The sequence below is a fragment of the Embleya sp. NPDC059213 genome (genome assembly GCF_042754445.1).
Taxonomy (GTDB): domain Bacteria; phylum Actinomycetota; class Actinomycetes; order Streptomycetales; family Streptomycetaceae; genus Embleya.
In genome coordinates, this window is the sequence record NZ_JBHZAV010000171.1 from 1 (window position 1) to 19,271 (window position 19,271).

Here is a 19,271-nt window from a genome sequence, read left to right on the forward strand (position 1 = left end):
CCCGTCGCCAGCGCCCGACGCGCCTCCCCCCCCGCGCCTCGGGGTGCCACTTCCGAGCCCCACGGTCGCCGCGCTCCGCGCCCGCCTCGGGGTGCCACTTCCGAGCCCCGCCGGTCACCGCGCTCCGCGCCCGCCTCGGGGTGCCACTTCCGAGCCCCGCCGGTCACCGCGCTCCGCGCCCGTCCCGGGGTGCCACTTCCGAGCCCCACCGTCACCGCGCTCCACACCCGTCCCGGGGCGCCACCTCCGAGCCCCGCCCTCACCGCGCCCCGGAGTGCCACCTCCGAGCCCCACCGGTCACCGTGCTCCGCACGCGAACAGGAGCGCAGGCCCCGAGCCCAACCCTCACCGCGCTCCCCACCCGAACGGGAGCGCGGCCCCCCGCGCCCCACTCGCGCCGCACTTCACACTCGAATCGGAGCGCCACCTCCGAACGCCACCCTCACCGCACTCCGCACCCAAACCCGTATCCCGGCCACGCCGCGCACCGCCGCACCGCCGCACCGCCGCGCCCCCGTGCCCCCGTGCCCCCGTGCCCCCCCAGTGCCCCCGCGCACCGCCGCGCCCGAGCCGCCTCGTTCGGCACCCCACCCCCACCCCCCCACCCGCCCTCAGCTCACCTCACCTCACCCCCACCACATCAACCCCCGCCCCGCCCCCGCCGCCGCGCCCCGCGCAATACCAGCACCGCCGCCGTCCCCACCCCGACCGCCGCCCACACGATGACCAGGCCCCGCGCGTAGTCCAACGGCAGCACCGACGGGTTCTGTGTCGGGAGCGGGCGCAGCAGCGCCGGGAGGGCGATCAGCGTGCCCACCACCCCCACCGCCGCGCCGCCCAGGACGGTTCGTCGCACCCACGCGGGCGGACCCGGCCGCACCCGCATCGTCAGCGCGGCGACGGTGAAGACCGCGACCGCGAAGACCGCGTCGTGCAGCAGCAATCCGCCGACCAACCACTTCGCCAGCCCCACCCGCGCGGTCAGGAACGGGTCGTCCCAGGTGCCCGCCACGCCCCAGCCGATGCCCGCCAGCCCGGCGGCGCCCAGCACGAGTCGAACGGCGTTCACCGTGCGCCCGGTTCGCGGCCGGACCGGCTCGGGCTCGATCGCCGTGCTCATCCCAGCACCTCCATCCGGTCGACCCACTTCGTCTGGAGCACGCCCGGCCGGTTCGGCGCGATGATCCGGGCCGGGTAGCCGTGGTCCTCGGCCAGCGGCGCGCCTTCCAGCATCAACGCCAACAGGGTCAGCGAGTCGCGCGCCCACTCGTCCGGCATGTCCATCACCGAGTACGGGCTGAACAGTTCGTGCGAGAACACCCGCAGCCGGGCCCCGGGCGGCGCGCCCGCCCGAGCCATCAGGTCCCGAATCCGCACGCCGGACCAGTGCGCCGACGCGCTCCAGCCCTCGACGCACGTGATCGGCAGCGTGGCCTCGTGTTGCGGCATCGCCAACAACTCGGTGCGGGTGAGCGCGAACGGCCTCGGCCCGGCCACCTCCAGCCGCCATTGGGGATCGCGGACCGCCGTCAACACGCCCGCCGCCCGCGCCGTGCGATTCACCGGCAGGCCCTGTGGGCCGAGGTCCGCCCGCCGCGGCGCCAGCACCGACACCCGCCCCAGCGGAGTCACCGTCTGTCCCACGGTGGCCAGGGTGACCACGCCCACGCCGCCGCCCAACACGGTCAACAGGCCGCGTCGCGAGGGCCCTTCGCGCTCGGCCGCGACGCCCCGGGGACGCCGCCGGTGCGCCAGGATCAGCGGCAGCTTCACCGCGACGTGCAGGGTGACCGCCCCGGCCGCGACCCACGCGATCCAGTAGTGCGCCGGCACGAACGGGAACGGCCACGGATACCACTGCACGATGTTCAGCAGCCCGGTGACCAGTTCGAAGATCGCCGCCATCATCAGCACCGCGATCGACAACCGCTCCAGCGCGTGCGCGACCGACGTTGCCGGCGGCCAGGCGAACAGCCGCGGATAGACCACCCACAACTTCACCAGCAGCAGCGGCACCGCCGCGATGCCGGTCGCCACGTGCAGCCCCTGGGTGACTCGATACCCCCACACCGGCCGGGACGGCAGCGCGAGCCAGTGCGGCTGATGCTGGAGCAGATGACTGAACAAGCCGGTCAGAAAGCAGATCAGGAAGGCGAGGCCGAGCAGCCGGCCGACCAGTACGGTGGTACGCGGATCGTGCAGTGCGCCGCGAAACGCGCCGGCCCGGAACGGACCGCGGCGCAACCCGGCGGGCGGGTCCGGCAAGCGGATGTCGAGCTTCATGTGCCCAGCCAACGCCGAAAACCCGCCGCCGGCCCCCATTGACCGCCTTACAAAGTGCTGACGGTCGGCCCGGGATGCCCCGAAAACGGCCTCGCGACGCACAGACTCGCGCCATGTCATCGAGCACGGCGACCCCGAACAGCACGGCCGACACCGGCCCGACCAGGAGCACCCCGACCACGATCGCCGCCGCCGGCACCGGACTCGGCCTGGCGGGCGCCGTCGGTTGCGCGGTGTACGGCCCGTGGACGCACCCCGGCAGTGTGGGCGTGTACGTCGTGTACGGCGTCGCCTGGGTGTTGTTCGCGCTCGGTGTCCGGCTCGTGCATCGGCTGCCGGTGCGCCGCGCGGTGCCGTTGATCCTGATCGGTGCGCTCGCGCTGCCCGCGTTGGCGGCCGGCGCCCCACCGCGGACCAGCGACGACGCCTACCGCTACGCGTTCGACGGGCGGGTCCAGGCGGCGGGCCGCTCGCCGTACGCGCACGCCCCGGCGGATCCCGAGGTGGCCGGCTTCCGCGACGCGTGGTTGTTCCCGAGGGGCGAGTGCGCCGGGTGGTTCAAACACCCGCTGCCGGACGGCTCGTGCACCCGGATCAACCGGCCCGACGTGCACACCATCTACCCGCCGGTGGCCGAGGCGTACTACTGGCTCGTGCACGTGGTCACCCCGTCCGGCCGGCGCGAACCGGTCCAGGCCGCCGCCGCGTTGCTGGCCGTGCTGGTGACCCTCGCGCTGCTCGTGGTGTTGCGCCGGTTCGGCCGCGATCCCCGACACGCGGTGTTGTGGGCGTGGTGTCCGATGGTCGCGATCGAGGCGGGCAACAACGCGCACGTGGACGTGCTGGGCGTGCTGCTGATGGTGCTCGGACTGGCCGCGGTCGCCGGGCGCCGGCCGATCCTGGGCGGGGTGCTGCTCGGCGGTGCCGTCGCGACGAAGATGTTTCCGGCCGCGGCCCTGGTCGGTGGGCTGCGTCGGTCGCCGGTGCGGCTGCTCGCCTCGGCCGGGCTCACCGTGTTGCTGGTCTATCTTCCGCACGTGCTCGCGGTCGGGCCGGCCGTGTTCGGCTACCTGCCCGGCTACCTGGAGGAGGAACGGTACGACGACGGCGCGCGCTTCGGCCTGCTCGGACTGGTGCTGCCGACCGGCCTCACCCCCTACGCGGCCGTCGTCGTACTGATCGTGCTCGCCGTCGTGGTGGCCGCCCGCGCCGACCCGGACCGCCCGTGGCAGGGCGCGCTCACGATGACCGGCGGCATGTTGTTCGTGCTGACCCCGGCCTACCCCTGGTACGCGCTGCTCGTGGTCGCGCTGGTGGCGCTGGACGGGCGGCGCCCGGAGTGGCTCGCGCTGGGCCCGGCGGGATATGCCCTCTATCTCACCTGGGGCCTGGAGCTGACCCCGGATCAGATCCGGGCCACCCACCAGATCGGCTACGGCGCGGCGCTGCTGCTTGTGCTCGGCGCGGCGCTCTACCGACGATTGCGGCCCGGGGCGGGCACCACCGGCAGGCCGGCCGCCTTCCACGCCTGGAAGCCGCCGATCAGGTCGGTCGCCCCGGACAGGCCCAGGTCCACCAGCGACGCCGCCGCGAGGCTGGACGCGTAGCCCTCGTCGCACAACACGACCACGCGCAGGTCGTAGCCGGTGGCCTCGGGCACCCGCGCCGTGCCCTCGGGATCGAGGCGCCACTCCAGGTGGTTGCGTTCGATCACCAACGCGCCCGGCACCGCGCCGTCCGCGTCGCGCTGGAAGTCGGGGCGGGTGTCCACCAGCACCGCGCCGTCGTGGAACGCGGCGTGCGCCTGTTCGGGGGTCACCCGGGCGAGCTTGGCCCGAGCCTGTTCCAGGAGTCGGTCGACCGCGCTCACCACTGCTCTCCCGAACGCTCGACGCCGACCCGACGCAGCGGCGCGAAGCTGGGCCGCGCGATGTCCTCGCCGGCGTCGTACAGGTTCATCGAGTCCAGCCGCGGCGTGTACACGTGCACGCTGATCGCCGGTTCGGTGCCCATGTTGGTCACCTCGTGTACATAGGTCGGCCCGAACACGCGGGTGGTGCCGGCGGTGAGCACCCGCTCGCGGGCGCCGGCCCGACGCAGCGGGGTGACCACCAGGGAGCGCTCGTGCAGTTCGCCGGAGACCACGGTGAACACGCCGGACGAGCCGCCGTGGTCGTGCAGTCCGGTGCCCTGGCCGGGCAGCCAGCTCAGCAGCCAGACCTCCATGTCCTCGGTCGCGGCGAGCCGCTTGTACCAGCGGGAGATCGGGTCGTAGCGGACCTGGTCGAGTTCGGCCGCGACCAGGCCGGCATGCTGCCGGGCGAGCGCGGCGAGCCGGGCGACGGCCGGACGCACGGGGGGAGCGACGGGGAGGGCGAGCACGGCGGGGGCGGCGAGCGGGTCGCCGGCGACGGTGATGTCGCTGGACATAGGGGAGTCCTTCGAGATGTCTGCGCTTGTTTCTGGCGCGGCGGATCAGGCGAACGCGACGGAGCGAAAGCGAACACGCGAGCGGCCGACAACATCCCGAACGGACATTCGGCCGAATCGAACGGCCGTGCCGATAAAGGGGGAAAAGAGTGCCGCCGCTTGCGCGGAGGACAGCCGAAAAGGCGTCCTCAGGCGATACAGCCCGGACAACAGCTGTACACGTGGTCGCACGGCGGACACAGCGCGCTGAACACCCGACGGACGTCGACAGGACGACTCCGGTAACGGCTGCAGCGTGCGGACATGGGAAAAGAAGACCGTCTACGGGGTGGCCGTGTCAACTCGCCGCGGTGCGCCCGCGCCGGTCCGCACCCCAATCGGACGCCCGCTGCCCGATTCGGGTGAGGAATCCTGGGAAGGGATTGAAGCCCGCAGGGCACGGGGAGGCCCATTTCCGGGTGACATCGGCAACCGACGTCGATGTGTGACCTCGGTCATCATCGCGGTTTTCGGGCCCGTCCCGGGAACTGCGCGGACGGTGTGAGGCGTAGTCCATTGCAGAGGTCATCACGGGTTGGCATCGAATGTCGCCGCGACTCCCGCCGGTACGCTCCCGCCCGGAACGTCGAAGCGATCGCGTGGCACAGTGCTTGTCCGGATCTGTCCATTTATGTGGTCAATCCGGATTGCTGTGGTCCCGGGGAGTGAATCCCCGCCCTAATAGCAGAGCCCGGCTTGACGTCGCAGCAACGACGCGCTTGTAATTTCACACACGTCGTGAACCGTTACCGGTAACGGCTTAATCACGGGGACGCAAAAACGGGTCGAGGAGGCACGCGATGGGCGAGCTGTTCCAGCTACTGGTCGCCGACGGCGAGAGCGAGGAGGAGGAGCTCGGTTGGCAGGAGCGGGCACTGTGCGCGCAGACCGACCCCGAGTCCTTCTTCCCGGAGAAGGGCGGCTCGACACGAGAGGCCAAGAAGGTCTGCCTCGCGTGCGAGGTGCGCGACGAGTGCCTGGAATACGCGCTGGCCAACGACGAACGCTTCGGCATCTGGGGCGGATTGTCCGAACGCGAGCGGCGCCGACTCAAGAAGGCGGCCGTCTGAGCGACGCCCGCTGAGCATCGCCCGCCCAGGGGCGTCGGCCGAGGCCGCGACCCCGAGCAGAGCGGGCGCGGGGTGCCCGTCGCGTAGTGTGTTCGCCGTTCGGCCGGATGCCGGACCGCTGGTACCACGCCGCTTCGAGCCCCCCGGGGTCACCGCACTCGATGTCACTTTTCAGCCATCAGTCGGCATACGCGCAAGCTCCGGCTTTTTCACGGCACATAGTCACCGCGATCCTCGTCGCCCATGACGGGGCACGCTGGTTGCCCGGCACACTGACCGGCCTGCTCGGTCAGGAGCGCCCGGTCCAGCGCGTCGTCGCGGTCGACACCGGCAGTACCGATGCCTCGGCCGGTCTGCTGGAGGACGCGCTCGGTCAGGGCTCGGTGCTGCACGCCGAGCGACGGACCGCGTTCGGTGCCGCCGTGAGTGAAGCCCTGCGTGCCGCGCCGCACCTCGATCCCGCGTCCCTGCCCTATCGGATCGACGCGTACGACGCGTCCGACCCGTACGGCGACACCGACCAGGACCGCCCGCCGCGGTCGACCGAACCGGTCGAGTGGCTGTGGCTCCTGCACGACGACAGCGAGCCCGCACCCGACGCGCTGCACCTGCTGCTGCGCGCCGCCGACGAACTGCCCTCCGCGGCCGTGCTCGGCCCCAAGGTGCGCAGTTGGTACGACCGCAGGCAACTCCTCGAGGTCGGCACCACCCTCACCGGCAGCGGCCGACGCTGGACCGGCCTGGAGCGCCGCGAGCAGGACCAGGGCCAGCACGACGCGGTGCGCGGTGTGCTCTCCGTCTCCAGCGCGGGCATGCTGGTGCGCCGCGACGTGTGGGAGGGCCTGGGCGGCTTCGACCCGCACCTGCCGCTCTCGCGCGACGACACCGACTTCGGCTGGCGGGTCAACGCCGCCGGACACCGCGTGGTGATCGTGCCGGACGCGGTGGTGCAACACGCCGAGGCGGCCACGCGCGAGCGCCGACCGATCGACGTCGCGGCGAACCGCCCGCACCGGGTGGACCGCGCGGGGGCCGCCTACACCCTGCTGGCGAACACCACCGGCGCGGGCTGGCCGCTGCTCTGGTTCCGGCTGTTGTTCGGCGGTCTGTTCCGCAGCCTGGGCTACCTGCTCGGCAAGCTGCCCGGCATGGCCCTGGACGAACTGCTCGGCACCATCTCGGTGTTGCTGCGCCCCGGCGGATTCCTGTCCGCGCGCCGGGCCCGGGCCCGCACCCGGACGACGTCCGACAAGGACCTGGGCGACCTGTTCCCCAGCCGCGCGGCCACCGTGCGCCATGCCGCCGAGGGGCTGCTGGGCAACCTGCGGCGCAGCGAGGAGCCGGAGACCCGCTCCGGCCGACACAGCAGCGCGGAATCGGGCCCGGTCGACGAGGACGCCGAGTCGCTCGACTCGGAGAGCTTCGTCAAGCTGCGTGTGCTGATGCGCCGCCCCGGACTCTCGCTCGCCGTCGCGCTCACCCTGATCACCCTGTTCGCCGCCCGCGAATTGCTCGGCGGCGGAAGCCTGTTCGGCGGCGCCCTGTTGCCCCCACCCGAGGGTGCGGCGGATCTGTGGGACCGCTACCGCGACACCTGGCACGGCGTCGGCTTCGGCGAGGCGGCGAGCGCCCCGCCCTATGTCGGCGCGCTCGCCGCGTTCGCGACCCTGCTGTTCGGCAAGGCCGGCACCGCGGTCGCGGTACTGCTGATCGGCAGCGTCCCGTTGGCCGGGATCAGCGCCTACCTGTGCACCCGCCGACTGGTGTCCGCGCCCGGCGTGCGGGTGTGGGGCGCGGCCGTGTACGCGCTGACCCCCGTGGCCACCGGCGCGATCGCCTCCGGTCGGATCGGCACCGCGGTCGCCCTCGTGCTGGCTCCCGTCGTCGCGCGCGGCGCGGCCCAGGTGTTCGGCGCCGGCGACCTCAAGCCGTCCATGCGCGCCGGCTGGGCCACCGGCCTGGCGCTGGCCGTCGCGGCGGCGTTCGCCCCGTTGTTGTGGCTCGCGGTCGCGCTGCTCGCGCTGATCGCCGTCGGGGTGTCCTTCGCCGGACTGCTCGGCCCGCGACCGGGCCCGGGCCTGCTGGTGCGCATCGGCGTCGTGCTCGGCACCCCGCTGGTCCTGCTCGGCCCGTGGACCCTGGCCCTGGCGGGCAACCCCAAGCTGTTCCTGACCGAGCCCGGGCTGGCCGGCGACGCGCTGGCCGAGAAGGGCACCAGTCCGGTCGGCCTGCTGCTTCTGGACCCGGGCGGTCCCGGCACCCTGCCGCTGTGGCTGACCGGCGCGCTGCTGCTGGTGGCGCTGGCCGCGCTGTTGCGCGACTCGCGGCGCGCGGCGGTGCTGGGCGCGTGGGCGGTGGCCCTGGTCGGCCTGCTCCTGGCGATCGTGGTCAGCCATGTCGAACTCACCGTCGAGGCCACCGGCGACAAGGTGCCCGCCTGGCCCGGCACGGCCGTGGTGGTGATCGCGCTCGGCTACGTCGCCGCGGCGATGGTCGGCGCCGAGGACGCCCGTACCCGGGTCGCGGCCGGCAGCTTCGGCTGGCGCCAGCCCACCGCCGTGGTGCTGACCGTGCTGGCCGGGCTCACCCCGGTCGCGGCGGCCGGCGTCTGGTTGTGGCAGGGCGCGAACGGGCCGCTGGAGCGCCGCGACCCGGTCGTGGTGCCCGCGTTCGTGGCCGAGGAGGCCGCCGGGCCGCGCCATCCGCGCACGCTGGTGCTGACCTCGCCCGAGCCGGGCAACGTCGCCTACACGATCGTGCGTGGCTCGGGCCCGGTGCTCGGCGACGTCGAACTGGCGCCCAAGGCGTCCACGTACCGGCAGTTCGACACGTTCCTGGGCAAGTTGCTCTCCGGTGGCGGCGGCGCGAGCGCGAGCATGCTCGCCCCGTACGGCATCGAGTTCGTGCAGCTCAAGCCGCCGGTGGGCGGCGAACTGGCCGCCCGCCTGGACGGCACGCCGGGCCTGGCCCGGGTCGGCGCGACCCAGGGCGCCACCCTGTGGCGTCTGCAATATCCGGTCGGCCGCGCGCTGATCGTCGACCCCGACGGTCGCAGCGCGGCGGTCCCCTCCACCCGCGAGGGCGTGTCCACCCGGATCGAGGCCGGCCCCCAGGGTCGAATCCTGCGACTCGCGGAGCGCGCCGACTCGGGCTGGGAGGCCACCCAGGGCGGCCGGAAGCTGACCGCCCGCACGCTGGACGGCTGGGCGCAGGGCTTCGAGCTGCGGCCCGAGGCGGGCCGGCTCGAAATCGTGCACTCGTCCGGCGGACACGGCATCTGGCTGCTCGTCCAGGGCGTCCTGGTGTTCGTCGTGTTCGTCATGGCGCTGCCCGCCCGTCGACGCGGCACCGACGACGACCTGCCGGAAGCCGACGCCCCGGCGGCCCCGGCCGCCGGCGAGGGCACCGGGCGCCGCGCCCGCCGGGCCAAGGCCGAGTCGGAGGAGCCGGTGCCGGCCCCGGAGGCGGTACCGGTCGCGGTGGCCGCCGAGGGCTCGGACGCGTTCGGCTTCCCCGAGCAGCGCACCGACCCGGCCGAGGCGCCGGTGCCGGTGGAGGCGTGGAACGGCGCGTCCTACGACGCCGCCGCGACACCGGCCTACGAGCAGTACCCGCAGCAGGACTACGGGCAGGAGTACCAGGGCTACCCGGACTACCAGTACGACCAGGGCGCCCCGGCCGCGCCGGGTGCGCCGGACGGGTCGGACGCGGCCGGCTCCTACGGCTGGGTCCCGCCCCAGCCGCAGCACCCCGTCTACGACGAGTACGGCAACGTGGTGCCCGCGCCGCAGTACGACCCGAACGCCTACCCGGACCAAGGCGGCTGGCCGCCCGAGCCGAGCCCGGGTGACCAACCCTGGCCGCCGCCCTCGCAGGGAGACCGCCCGTGAAGCGCACCACCCTCTCCCTGGCCGTCGTCGTCGCGCTGCTGGCCGCGGTCGTCGGCCTGGCGATCGTCACCCGCCCGACCGAGAGCAAGGCGGCACCGCCGCCCGCGGCGGGCCGGGTGCCGATGCAGCAGTCCGAGCTGAGCTGTCCGACGATCCGCGAGCTGCCCGGCAGCTCGACCGTGGTCTCCGCGTTGACCCCGCCCGCGCAGAACCCCACGAGCGGCGGTGAGGCGAGCGTCGTCGAACTCGGCGACCGCACCAAGGCACGCACCAAGGTCGAGGCCCCGGGCAAGCTCGCGAGTTTCAACGTGGACAACATCGACGTCCCGCCGCTCGTGGGCAACGCCGCGGGGGCGTTCGCGCCGGGCTTCACGGCCGGCGCGGTCACCCGGGTACCCAGTGGCGCCGGCCGCGGCCTGGCCGGCCTGGCCTGCGAGGCGCCGACCACCGACCGCTGGTTCGTGGGCACCTCCACCGCCGAGAACCGCGACGCGTACCTGTACCTGTCCAACAGCAAGGACACGCCGGCCGTGGTCGACGTTGAGCTGTTCGGGCCCAACGGTCCGATCGACGCCGAGGCGGGCCGCGGGTTGTCCCTGGCGCCCGGCGCGACGCTGCCGGTGCTGCTGCGCACGCTCAACCCGAGCGCGGTCTTCCCGGGCGTGGCGGTGCACGTGATCGCCCGCACCGGCCGCGTCGGCGCGGCGATCCGGGACCAGGAGGGCGCGGTGGGCACCGACTGGCTGCCCTCGGCCGGGGCGCCGGGCCGCAACCTGGTGATCACCGGCCTGCCCGCGATCACCGGCGACGCGGGCAACGTGCAGCTCATGCTGCTCTCGCCCAGCGGCGAGAACACCGACGTGCAACTGTCCGTGGCCGGCAAGGTGAACACCTTCAAGCCGGTCGAGCACGAGAGCACCGAGGTCAAGGGCACCAAGCTGACGGTGATCGACCTCGGCCCGGTCAACCGCAGCGACGCGGGCGCCCTGCGGCTCACCTCCGGACGCGCGGACATCATCGCCGGCGTGCGGGTGGTGCAGGGCACCGGAGCGGACGCCGAGGTGGCCTTCCTGGCCGCCACGCCCGAACTCGCCGGACGCGCGGTGGTCGCGGAGAACCGCTCCGGCGGCGCGGTCACCGGCACCGTCTCGCTCACCGCGCCCAAGGGCCCGGCCAAGGTCAAACTCACCTCGATCGGGGACAAGGGCGAGCCGGTGTCCGCGGACGTCGAGGTGCCGGCCGGCACCACGATCCAGGTGCCCGCCCCGGTGCCCGCCGGCGCCGCCCGGTTCGCGGTGATCGCCGAACCGCTGCCGGGCTCGCAGCCGGTGCACGCGGTGCGCACGATCACCGAGACGATGGGCAAGACCGCCGCGTTCACGGTGCAGCCGTTCGTGCCGACCACCGAGACCGTCGTGGTGCCCAACGCGCGCGAGGACCTGTCCCTGCTGGTCCCGCAGAAGTAGCGCCGCCGTACGCGGAAAAGACCCGGCCCGGCTCCCCTCGACGGGGACCCGGGCCGGGTCGTTTCCTGCCTACCGCTCAGTCGTCGGGGTCGATGGTGTCCGGATCCATCCCGAGCAGGTCGGCGACCTGCTCCACGAGCACGTCGTTGACCAGCATCTCCAGCTCGGTGCGGCCCTCGGCGCGCAGTTCGAGCGGGCGGCGGTACAAGATGATCGTCGCCGGGACGCCCTTGGTCGCCGGCACCAGCCGGCCCAGCGCCACGGCCTCGTCGCCGTTCACCGCGGTTTCGGCCTCGGGCACGTCCAGGACCGCGAAGCGGACCTCCTCCAGTTGCGGCCAGCGCTTGGCGAGCCGTTCGACGACGTCGGCGGCGAGGTCGTCGAACCGCTGCGCGCGAGTCAGCGCGATCGGCACGGGGGGCGGGGCGAGCGGACCGCGCATGCCGCGGCCGTGCCGGTCGCGCCGACTACGGCGCCGCCGGTCACGCTCACGAGGAGAAGAGGGGACCGAGTGCTCGTTGTGCACGGGACGAGCTTAGGGCCTGCCGGCCCGATGCGGATCGGTCCGGGCGGGCTCGTTCGCACTCGGATCGGGGCGCCGAACGGCGGTGCGAGACGCCGTCCGCACCCTGTGAGGAGCGACACGTGAGTCACACCGCACCCGGATACGACGCGGGTTCGGCCCGCTTGCGGTACCGTCCATCGTCGTGAGCCCTGTACGTCGCTGTTCGCGGACCGCCTGCGGCCGAACCGCAGTCGCCACGTTGACGTACGTCTACGCCGACTCCACGGCCGTCCTGGGCCCTCTCGCGACTTATGCCGAGCCCCATTGCTACGACCTGTGCGCCGAGCACTCGGAGCGGCTGACCGCGCCGCGTGGTTGGGATGTCGTGCGCCTGGCGCCGGATCCGAGCGCGGGCAAGCCCAGCAGCGACGACCTCGAGGCGCTGGCCAACGCCGTGCGCGAGGCCGCCCGCCCGCCGCAACCCCCGCAACCCGCGCCCGAGCCGCCGGACCGGGACGGCCGTCCCGAGGCCGGTCGGCGCGGTCACCTGCGCGTTCTGCGCTCACCCGAGAGCTGACCGCCGGCCGATAGGGTCTGATGCGTCGTCCGCGGGGCAGGGATCGACGGTCAACGGCCATTACCGCGGCGAATCGGGACCGCGGCCAAGCGAGTGGAGTCTTCGGGTGCGCGACCTCTCCCAGATCGTGAAGGCGTACGACGTGCGGGGTGTGGTCCCCGAGCAACTGGACGCCGACACCGCGCGGGCACTGGGCGCGGCGTTCGTGCGGGTCACCGGGGCCGACGCGATCGTGATCGGCTGGGACATGCGGCCGTCCTCGCCGGAGTTGTCCGGCGCGTTCGCCGCCGGCGCCGCCGCCCAGGGTGCGGACGTCACGCTCATCGGCCTGGCCTCCACCGACGAGCTCTACTTCGCCAGTGGCAGCCTGAACCTTCCCGGCGCGATGTTCACCGCCAGCCACAACCCCGCGCAGTACAACGGGATCAAGATGTGCCGCGCGGGCGCCGCCCCGATCGGCCAGGACAGCGGCCTGGCCGACATCCGCGCGCTCGCCGAGGCGGGCGTGCCCGAGTACACCGGCGAACCGGGCACGATCACCGAGCACGACGTGCTGGCCGACTACGCCGCGCACCTGCTGGGCCTGGTCGACCTGACCGGCATCCGACCGCTCAAGGTGGTCGTGGACGCGGGCAACGGCATGGGCGGACACACCGTGCCCAGCGTGCTGGGCGCCGCGAGCGGGCTGCCGCTGGAGATCGTCCCGCTGTACTTCGAACTGGACGGCTCGTTCCCCAACCACGAGGCCAACCCGCTGGACCCGAAGAACCTGGTCGACCTCCAGGCCGAGGTACGCAAGAGCGGTGCCGACCTGGGCCTGGCCTTCGACGGCGATGCCGACCGCTGCTTCGTCGTCGACGAGAACGGCGACCCGGTCTCGCCGTCCGCGGTCACCGCGCTGGTCGCGGTCCGCGAGATCGCCCGGGCCAGGGCGAACGGCGAGGACGCGCCGGTGATCATCCACAACCTGATCACCTCGCGCGCAGTCCCGGAGATCGTCACCGAGCACGGCGGCCGGGCGGTGCGCACCCGGGTGGGCCACTCGTTCATCAAGGGCGAGATGGCGAAGACCGACGCGATCTTCGGCGGCGAGCACTCCGCGCACTACTACTTCCGCGACTTCTGGCGGGCGGACACCGGCATGCTGGCCGCGATCCACGTGCTCGCCGCGCTCGGCGGCCAGAGCCTGCCGCTGTCCGCGTTCGCGAGCGAGTACGACCGCTACCCGGCGTCCGGCGAGATCAACAGCGAGGTCGCCGACCAGGCGGCCGCGACCGCGAAGGTGCGCGCCGCGTTCGAGGGCCGACCCACCGCCGTGGTGGACGACCTGGACGGGATGACCGTGGTGGCCGACCGGTGGTGGTTCAACCTGCGTGCCTCCAACACCGAGCCGCTGTTGCGGCTCAATGTCGAGGCCGACGACGAGCCCACGATGATCGCGGTCCGCGACGAGGTGCTGGCACTCGTCCGGGGCTGACCGGTCGGCTCGGTAGTGTGGTGGGTTCAATCGGACGGCCGCCGCGCCGAATCGGGGCGAGTGGGTACGAATCGGCGCGGCCGGCCGGAAAAGTGGGAGATGTCGTGAATCTGGAACCGTCGCAGTTGGCGATCCTGACCTGCCCGGTCTGCCACGCCTCGCTGCACCGGGACGGGGACGCCGCGCTGGCCTGCGACAACTCCGCGTGCGCACTGGTGTACCCGGTCGTCGACGACATTCCGGTGCTGCTCGTGGACGAGGCCCGCCGGCCCGGTACCGCGCGGGCATGAACATCCTCGACGAGGGCCTGCTGGACGACCAGGACGGCATCGCCCGGGCCGACGCGGCGGACACGCTGCGCGCCCTGGCCGGCGCCGGGGCACAGGTGCGCCGGGCCGTGCAGGCCGCGCGCGAGGCGGTGCCCGCCGCGATCGCGCCCCGGGACCGCCCGCGCACGGTGATCCTGGCCGCGCCCGCGTACGGGCCGCTGGGCCATGCGCTGCGCGCGGTCACCGGCGCGGACGCGGCGCTGCCGCTGGTGCTCGCGGCGGGCGGTGTGCTGCCCGGCTGGGCCGGTCCGATGGACCTTGTGCTGTTGGCCGGTCGAGGGGACGAGCCCGGCTTGATCGAACTCGCCGGGCAGGCGTACCGACGCGGCTGCCAGGTGGCCGCGGCCACTCCCGCCGGGTCGCCGCTCGACGCCGCCGTGCAGCAGTCCCGCGGTGTGGTGGTCCCGGTTCCCGTCGACGCCGCCCCGGTCGGCACGACCGGCTACGCCGATCACACCGTGTTCGCCGCGCAGACCGCGTTCTGGCCGCTGTTCACCGCGCTCCTGGCGCTCACCGGCGCGGTCGGCGCGAGCGCGTTCGCCCCCGGCGAGGCACTGGCGAGCGTGGACGCGATGGCCGACCGCCTCGACGAGGCGAGCACCCGCTGCCGGCCCGCCGCCGACGCCTACCTCAACCCCGCCAAGGGGCTGGCCGTCGCGATCGCCGGCACCATCCCGGTGATCTGGGGCGCGGGCACCGTCGCCGGTGTGGCCGCCGAGCGCTTCGCGACGATGTGCGTCGGCGTCGCCGCCACCCCCGCGCTGTCCGGCGCGCTGCCCCTCGCGGGCCGCTACCAGGACCGGGTCTTCACCGCCGGCGACGCGGCCGACGTCGCCGACCCGGACGACTTCTTCCGCGACCGGGTGGACGAGCCCGAGCCGGTGCGGATGTACCCGGTGCTGCTCGTCGACCACGACGACCAGGACACCGCCGCGCCCCTGGACCGGGCCCGACGCACGCTGGGCGCGCTCGGCCAGTCCGCCGTCGGCGAGGTCGGCGCCCGCGGCGGCAGCCCGCTGGAACGGCTCGCCGAGCTGATCGCGGTGACCGACTTCGCCGCCGTCTACCTGGCCCTGGGCACCGGCGTCGGCCCCGCCGTACCGGGCCTGTTCTCCTGGACCGAAGGTGGTCCCCGCTAGCCATGGACCGCCTCGTCAACCGGATCCGCGCCAACGCGTGGGGTTCGCTCACGGCCATCCCCGAACTGCTCGGCGTCGCCCCCAGCGGCCGACCGCAGGCCGAGCTGTGGATGGGCGCCCACCCGGGCGCGCCCTCCGAGATCGACCGGGGGCAGGGGCCGTGCTCGCTGGTCGAGCTGATCGCCGCCGACCCCGAGGGCGAACTCGGCGCGGACACCACGGCCCGGTTCGGCCCACGCCTGCCGTTCCTGCTCAAGGTGCTGGCCGCGGAGGAACCGCTCTCGCTCCAGGTGCACCCCGACGCGCTCCAGGCCCGGCACGGCTACGCCGAGGAGGAGGCGCGCGGCGTCCCGATCGACGCCCCGCACCGCAACTACCGCGATTCCAGCCACAAGCCGGAGATGATCTGCGCGCTCGGCGACTTCGAAGGTCTGGTCGGCTACCGCGAGATCGCCGGCACGCTCAAGCTCCTCGACGCCCTCGACGTCCCGGAACTGGCCCCGTTCGCACGGGCGTTGCGAAACCCGGACCAGGAGGCGGCACTGCGCGCGGCGACCACGCACGTGCTCATGCTGCCCGCCCGCCTGCGGATCGGCGTGGTCGACGCGGTCGCCGCCGCCTGCCGCCGGCTGGCCGCGAACGGATCCCCGTACGCGGGGGCCTGCGCCGCGGTCGCGGGCCTGGCCGAGCGCCACCCGGGCGACCCGGGCGTCGCGGTGGCGCTGCTGCTCAACCACATCCGGCTGCGCGAGGGCGAGGCGGTCTTCCTCGCGGCCGGCATGCCGCACTCCTACCTGCACGGCGTCGTGGTCGAGATCCTCGCCAACTCCGACAACGTGTTGCGCTGCGGCCTGACCGACAAGCACATCGACGTCGGCGAACTGCTGCGGATCATGGCCTTCCGGGCCGGCCCGGTGGAGATCCTGGGCCCCGAGCCGACCGAGGTCGACCCGGGCGAGGAGGTCTACGCGACCCCGGTCGCCGACTTCCGGCTCTCCCGACTGCGGGCCACCTCGGGCCGTGCGCCGTACCTGCTGGACACCGCCGGCCCGCAGATCCTGCTGTGCGTACGCGGCGCCGCGACCGCGACCGGCGCGGACGGCGCGGTGCTCGACCTGGCGCGCGGCCAATCGGTGTACGTTCGCGCGGGTGAACCGCGCGTCGCGGTCACCGTCGAGGGGGACGACGGCCTGGTCTTCCGGGCGACCGTCCCGTGCCCCTGAGCACCGCGGCGCGATCGACGCGGGCCACATCGAGGCAAGCCTGCCGGGGTAGGCGCGTGCCCGATGGCACACTGATCGCCGACGAACGGTAGTCGGCGGCCGACGACGATGGTCAACCAACGGGTGGGAGTCGACCTATGAGCGCGGGTGGCGGAACCAAGGCGGTCGTCGCGGCACTGGCGGCGAACCTGGGCATCGCGGTGGGCAAGTTCGTGGCCTTCGCCTTCACCCGGTCCTCGTCGATGCTGGCCGAGGGCGTGCACTCGTTGGCCGACTCCGGCAATCAGGTGCTGCTCCTGGTCGGCGGCAAACGGGCGCAGCGCGACGCCACGCCCGAACATCCCTTCGGCTACGGCCGCGAGCGCTACATCTACGGCTTCCTGGTCTCCATCGTGCTGTTCTCCGTCGGCGGCATGTTCGCGATCTACGAGGGCTACGAGAAGATCGCCCATCCGCACGAACTGAAGAGCTGGTACTGGGCGGTCGGCGTGCTGGTCTTCTCGATCGTGCTGGAGGCCTTCTCCTTCCGGACCGCGATCGCCGAGTCCAACCTGCACCGGGGCGCGCTGAGTTGGCCGCAGTTCATCCGCCGGGCCAAGTCGCCCGAGCTGCCGATCGTGCTGCTGGAGGACTTCGGCGCGCTGATCGGCCTGGTCCTGGCCCTGGCCGGGGTCAGCCTCGCGGTGGCCACCGGCGACGGGGTGTGGGACGGGATCGGCACGCTGTGCATCGGCGTGCTGCTGGTGCTGATCGCGATCGTGCTCGCGCTGGAGACCCGCAGCCTGCTGCTCGGCGAGGCCGCCGGGGTGGAGACGGTCCGGGCGATCGAGGCGGCCATCGTGGCCGGTCCCGACGTCGAGCGGCTGATCCACATGCGCACGCTGCACCTGGGCCCGGAGGAACTGCTGGTCGCCGCGAAGATCGCGGTCAACCACGACGACACCGCGGCCGAGGTGGCCCGGGCGATCGACGCCGCCGAGGCACGCGTGCGCGCGGCCGTGCCGATCGCCCGGGTGATCTACCTGGAGCCGGACATATACCGTCCGGACGAGGCCGCGCGCGGCGCCGACCCCGAGGCCACGCCCGGGGGCAAGGACCCGCACATCGCCGACCACTGAGGTGTTAACGTCGTTGGCGCACAACGACAGTCGCTGCAGAGGGCGGTCGGGTCCGGGACCCGTAGGCACAGAAGTGTCCGACTGGATGGCACGGCATCGGCGCCCGCGGCACCGGTGTGTCTCCAGTCCCATCCACCCCCTCCGCAGAAGGATCCAACCATGGCTTCGCAGCTCGACGGCGATTTCAAGGTCGCCGACCTCTCCCTCGCCGCGTTCGGCCGCAAGGAGATCACCCTCGCCGAGCACGAGATGCCCGGACTGATGTCGATCCGTCGCGAGTTCGCCGCGTCGCAGCCGCTGGCCGGCGCCCGGATCATGGGCTCGCTGCACATGACCGTGCAGACCGCGGTGCTGATCGAGACGCTCGTCGCGCTCGGCGCCGAGGTGCGCTGGGTCTCCTGCAACATCTACTCCACCCAGGACCACGCCGCCGCGGCCATCGCGGTGGGCCCCGAGGGCACCCCCGAGGAGCCGCGCGGCGTGCCGGTCTACGCCTGGAAGGGCGAGACCCTGGAGGAGTACTGGTGGTGCACCGAGCAGGCGCTGAACTGGCCCGGCCAGGACGGTCCGAACATGATCCTCGACGACGGCGGCGACGCCACGATGCTCGTGCACAAGGGCGTCGAGTTCGAGAAGGCCGGCGCCGTCCCGGACGCGACCGACGCCGACTCCGAGGAGTACACAGTCTTCCTGGCGCTGCTGCGCGCGAGCTTCGCGGCGAACCCGGGCAAGTGGTCCGCGATGGCCCCCGGGATCATGGGCGTCACCGAGGAGACCACCACCGGCGTGCACCGCCTGTACGAGATGTTCCAGGCCGGTTCGCTGCTCTTCCCGGCGATCAACGTCAACGACTCGGTCACCAAGAGCAAGTTCGACAACAAGTACGGCGTCCGCCACTCGCTCATCGACGGCATCAACCGTGCCACCGACGTGCTGATCGGCGGCAAGGTCGCGGTCGTCTGCGGCTACGGCGACGTCGGCAAGGGTTCGGCCGAGTCGCTGCGCGGCCAGGGCGCCCGGGTGATCGTCACCGAGGTCGACCCGATCTGCGCGCTCCAGGCGGCGATGGACGGCTACCAGGTCACCACGCTGGACGAGGTCGTCGAGATCGGTGACATCTTCGTCACCACGACCGGCAACTTCAACATCATCATGGCGTCCGACATGCAGCGGATGAAGCACCAGGCGATCGTCGGCAACATCGGCCACTTCGACAACGAGATCGACATGGCCGGTCTGGCCAAGATCCCGGGCATCGTCAAGGACGAGGTCAAGCCGCAGGTGCACACCTGGACGTTCCCCGACGGCAAGAAGCTGATCGTGCTGTCCGAGGGCCGGCTGCTCAACCTGGGCAACGCGACGGGTCACCCGAGCTTCGTGATGTCCAACAGCTTCGCGAACCAGACCATCGCGCAGATCGAGCTGTTCACCAAGCCCGAGGAGTACCCGGTCGGCGTCTACGTGCTGCCCAAGCACCTGGACGAGAAGGTCGCGCGCCTGCACCTGGACGCGCTGGGCGTCAAGCTCACGACGCTGACCGAGGAGCAGGCCGCCTACATCGGCGTCAAGGTCGAGGGCCCGTACAAGACGGACGCCTACCGCTACTGATCCCGACCGTCGGTGCCGAGCACCGACATCGACCTCGATCGGTTCGACACCGATCGTTTCGACAGGCCGGGGGGGGGGCCCGGAGGGGGCCGCCCGGCGCGGCTGGGGGGTGGTGTT

At 73.1% G+C, this 19,271-nt stretch carries 15 protein-coding genes and 1 pseudogene; 11 read left to right on the forward strand and 5 right to left on the reverse strand.

All coding sequences use genetic code 11. From position 1 onward, the window contains the following. Positions 1-640 precede the first annotated feature (640 nt). Together ACFXMF_RS38030 and ACFXMF_RS38035 are read right to left on the reverse strand one after the other, a co-directional pair. Positions 641-1,120: a hypothetical protein gene (locus ACFXMF_RS38030; protein WP_360323370.1), complete on the reverse strand. Its 480-nt coding sequence runs from the start codon at positions 1,118-1,120 to the stop codon at positions 641-643. Continuing rightward, positions 1,117-2,283, reverse strand: a complete 1,167-nt coding sequence (locus ACFXMF_RS38035; protein ID WP_379991015.1) for a molybdopterin-dependent oxidoreductase — start codon at positions 2,281-2,283, stop codon at positions 1,117-1,119. Before ACFXMF_RS38035 ends, ACFXMF_RS38030 begins: the two co-directional genes overlap by 4 nt. 113 nt (positions 2,284-2,396) lie before the next feature. Between ACFXMF_RS38035 and ACFXMF_RS38040 the strand changes: the two are divergent. Further along, positions 2,397-3,494 (forward strand): annotated as a pseudogene (locus ACFXMF_RS38040) (glycosyltransferase 87 family protein); the annotation flags it as partial. Positions 3,495-3,754: 260 nt separating this feature from the next. On the opposite strand, the gene ACFXMF_RS38045 reads toward ACFXMF_RS38040, so the two are convergent. Both ACFXMF_RS38045 and ACFXMF_RS38050 read right to left on the reverse strand, forming a co-directional pair. Beyond that, positions 3,755-4,156, reverse strand: coding sequence for a rhodanese-like domain-containing protein (locus ACFXMF_RS38045; RefSeq protein ID WP_379991016.1), 402 nt, complete (start codon positions 4,154-4,156; stop codon positions 3,755-3,757). Continuing rightward, positions 4,150-4,713, reverse strand: a complete 564-nt coding sequence (locus ACFXMF_RS38050; protein WP_360323364.1) for a cysteine dioxygenase family protein — start codon at positions 4,711-4,713, stop codon at positions 4,150-4,152. The genes ACFXMF_RS38045 and ACFXMF_RS38050 overlap by 7 nt, the downstream gene beginning before the upstream one ends. A gap of 839 nt (positions 4,714-5,552) precedes the next feature. Between ACFXMF_RS38050 and ACFXMF_RS38055 the strand changes: the two genes are divergently transcribed. From ACFXMF_RS38055 to ACFXMF_RS38065, 3 genes are all read left to right on the forward strand, one after another. Next, the gene (locus tag ACFXMF_RS38055; RefSeq protein WP_360323362.1) at positions 5,553-5,822 is read left to right on the forward strand and encodes a WhiB family transcriptional regulator; all 270 of its coding nucleotides are present in this window, start codon (positions 5,553-5,555) and stop codon (positions 5,820-5,822) included. A 161-nt stretch (positions 5,823-5,983) separates the two neighbouring features. Further along, on the forward strand, positions 5,984-9,712 hold the full coding sequence (locus ACFXMF_RS38060) for a glycosyltransferase (RefSeq protein WP_379991017.1): 3,729 nt from the start codon (positions 5,984-5,986) through the stop codon (positions 9,710-9,712). Further along, positions 9,709-11,178: a DUF5719 family protein gene (locus tag ACFXMF_RS38065; protein ID WP_360323358.1), complete on the forward strand. Its 1,470-nt coding sequence runs from the start codon at positions 9,709-9,711 to the stop codon at positions 11,176-11,178. The genes ACFXMF_RS38060 and ACFXMF_RS38065 overlap by 4 nt, the downstream gene beginning before the upstream one ends. A 76-nt stretch (positions 11,179-11,254) precedes the next feature. Here ACFXMF_RS38065 and ACFXMF_RS38070 read toward each other — a convergent pair whose 3' ends face one another. Continuing rightward, positions 11,255-11,620 carry a metallopeptidase family protein gene (locus ACFXMF_RS38070; protein WP_355545354.1) on the reverse strand — a complete coding sequence of 122 codons (366 nt, stop codon included), beginning with the start codon at positions 11,618-11,620 and terminating at the stop codon, positions 11,255-11,257. 265 nt (positions 11,621-11,885) lie between these two features. On the opposite strand from ACFXMF_RS38070, the gene ACFXMF_RS38075 reads away from it, so the two are divergent. The 7 genes from ACFXMF_RS38075 to ahcY all read left to right on the forward strand — a co-directional run bounded on the left by ACFXMF_RS38075 (position 11,886) and on the right by ahcY (position 19,154). Then, entirely contained in the window at positions 11,886-12,260 is a 375-nt protein-coding gene (locus ACFXMF_RS38075) for a DUF3499 domain-containing protein (RefSeq protein ID WP_026219631.1), read from the forward strand. Between the two features lie 106 nt (positions 12,261-12,366). After that, the gene (locus ACFXMF_RS38080) at positions 12,367-13,737 is read left to right on the forward strand and encodes a phosphomannomutase/phosphoglucomutase (RefSeq protein WP_360323356.1); all 1,371 of its coding nucleotides are present in this window, start codon (positions 12,367-12,369) and stop codon (positions 13,735-13,737) included. A 104-nt stretch (positions 13,738-13,841) separates the two neighbouring features. Then, positions 13,842-14,027, forward strand: a complete 186-nt coding sequence (locus ACFXMF_RS38085) for a Trm112 family protein (protein ID WP_360323354.1) — start codon at positions 13,842-13,844, stop codon at positions 14,025-14,027. Further along, positions 14,024-15,205: an SIS domain-containing protein gene (locus ACFXMF_RS38090; RefSeq protein WP_360323352.1), complete on the forward strand. Its 1,182-nt coding sequence runs from the start codon at positions 14,024-14,026 to the stop codon at positions 15,203-15,205. The genes ACFXMF_RS38085 and ACFXMF_RS38090 overlap by 4 nt, the downstream gene beginning before the upstream one ends. Before the next feature lie 2 nt (positions 15,206-15,207). Next, positions 15,208-16,428, forward strand: coding sequence for a mannose-6-phosphate isomerase, class I (manA, locus tag ACFXMF_RS38095; RefSeq protein ID WP_360323350.1), 1,221 nt, complete (start codon positions 15,208-15,210; stop codon positions 16,426-16,428). Between the two features lie 137 nt (positions 16,429-16,565). Beyond that, positions 16,566-17,546 (forward strand): cation diffusion facilitator family transporter, encoded by a 981-nt coding sequence (locus ACFXMF_RS38100; protein ID WP_360323348.1) that lies wholly within the window; start codon positions 16,566-16,568, stop codon positions 17,544-17,546. A 159-nt stretch (positions 17,547-17,705) separates the two neighbouring features. Then, entirely contained in the window at positions 17,706-19,154 is a 1,449-nt protein-coding gene (gene ahcY / locus ACFXMF_RS38105; protein ID WP_379992248.1) for an adenosylhomocysteinase, read from the forward strand. Positions 19,155-19,271: the final 117 nt, after the last annotated feature.

Coding starts and splice junctions, on each gene's coding strand:
- ACFXMF_RS38030 (WP_360323370.1), bottom strand. CDS start 1,120: ATGAGCACGGCGATCGAGCCCGAGCCGGTCCGGCCGCGAACCGGGCGC.
- ACFXMF_RS38035 (WP_379991015.1), bottom strand. CDS start 2,283: ATGAAGCTCGACATCCGCTTGCCGGACCCGCCCGCCGGGTTGCGCCGC.
- ACFXMF_RS38050 (WP_360323364.1), bottom strand. CDS start 4,713: ATGTCCAGCGACATCACCGTCGCCGGCGACCCGCTCGCCGCCCCCGCC.
- ACFXMF_RS38055 (WP_360323362.1), top strand. CDS start 5,553: ATGGGCGAGCTGTTCCAGCTACTGGTCGCCGACGGCGAGAGCGAGGAG.
- ACFXMF_RS38060 (WP_379991017.1), top strand. CDS start 5,984: ATGTCACTTTTCAGCCATCAGTCGGCATACGCGCAAGCTCCGGCTTTT.
- ACFXMF_RS38070 (WP_355545354.1), bottom strand. CDS start 11,620: ATGCGCGGTCCGCTCGCCCCGCCCCCCGTGCCGATCGCGCTGACTCGC.
- ACFXMF_RS38090 (WP_360323352.1), top strand. CDS start 14,024: ATGAACATCCTCGACGAGGGCCTGCTGGACGACCAGGACGGCATCGCC.
- manA (WP_360323350.1), top strand. CDS start 15,208: ATGGACCGCCTCGTCAACCGGATCCGCGCCAACGCGTGGGGTTCGCTC.
- ACFXMF_RS38100 (WP_360323348.1), top strand. CDS start 16,566: ATGAGCGCGGGTGGCGGAACCAAGGCGGTCGTCGCGGCACTGGCGGCG.
- ahcY (WP_379992248.1), top strand. CDS start 17,706: ATGGCTTCGCAGCTCGACGGCGATTTCAAGGTCGCCGACCTCTCCCTC.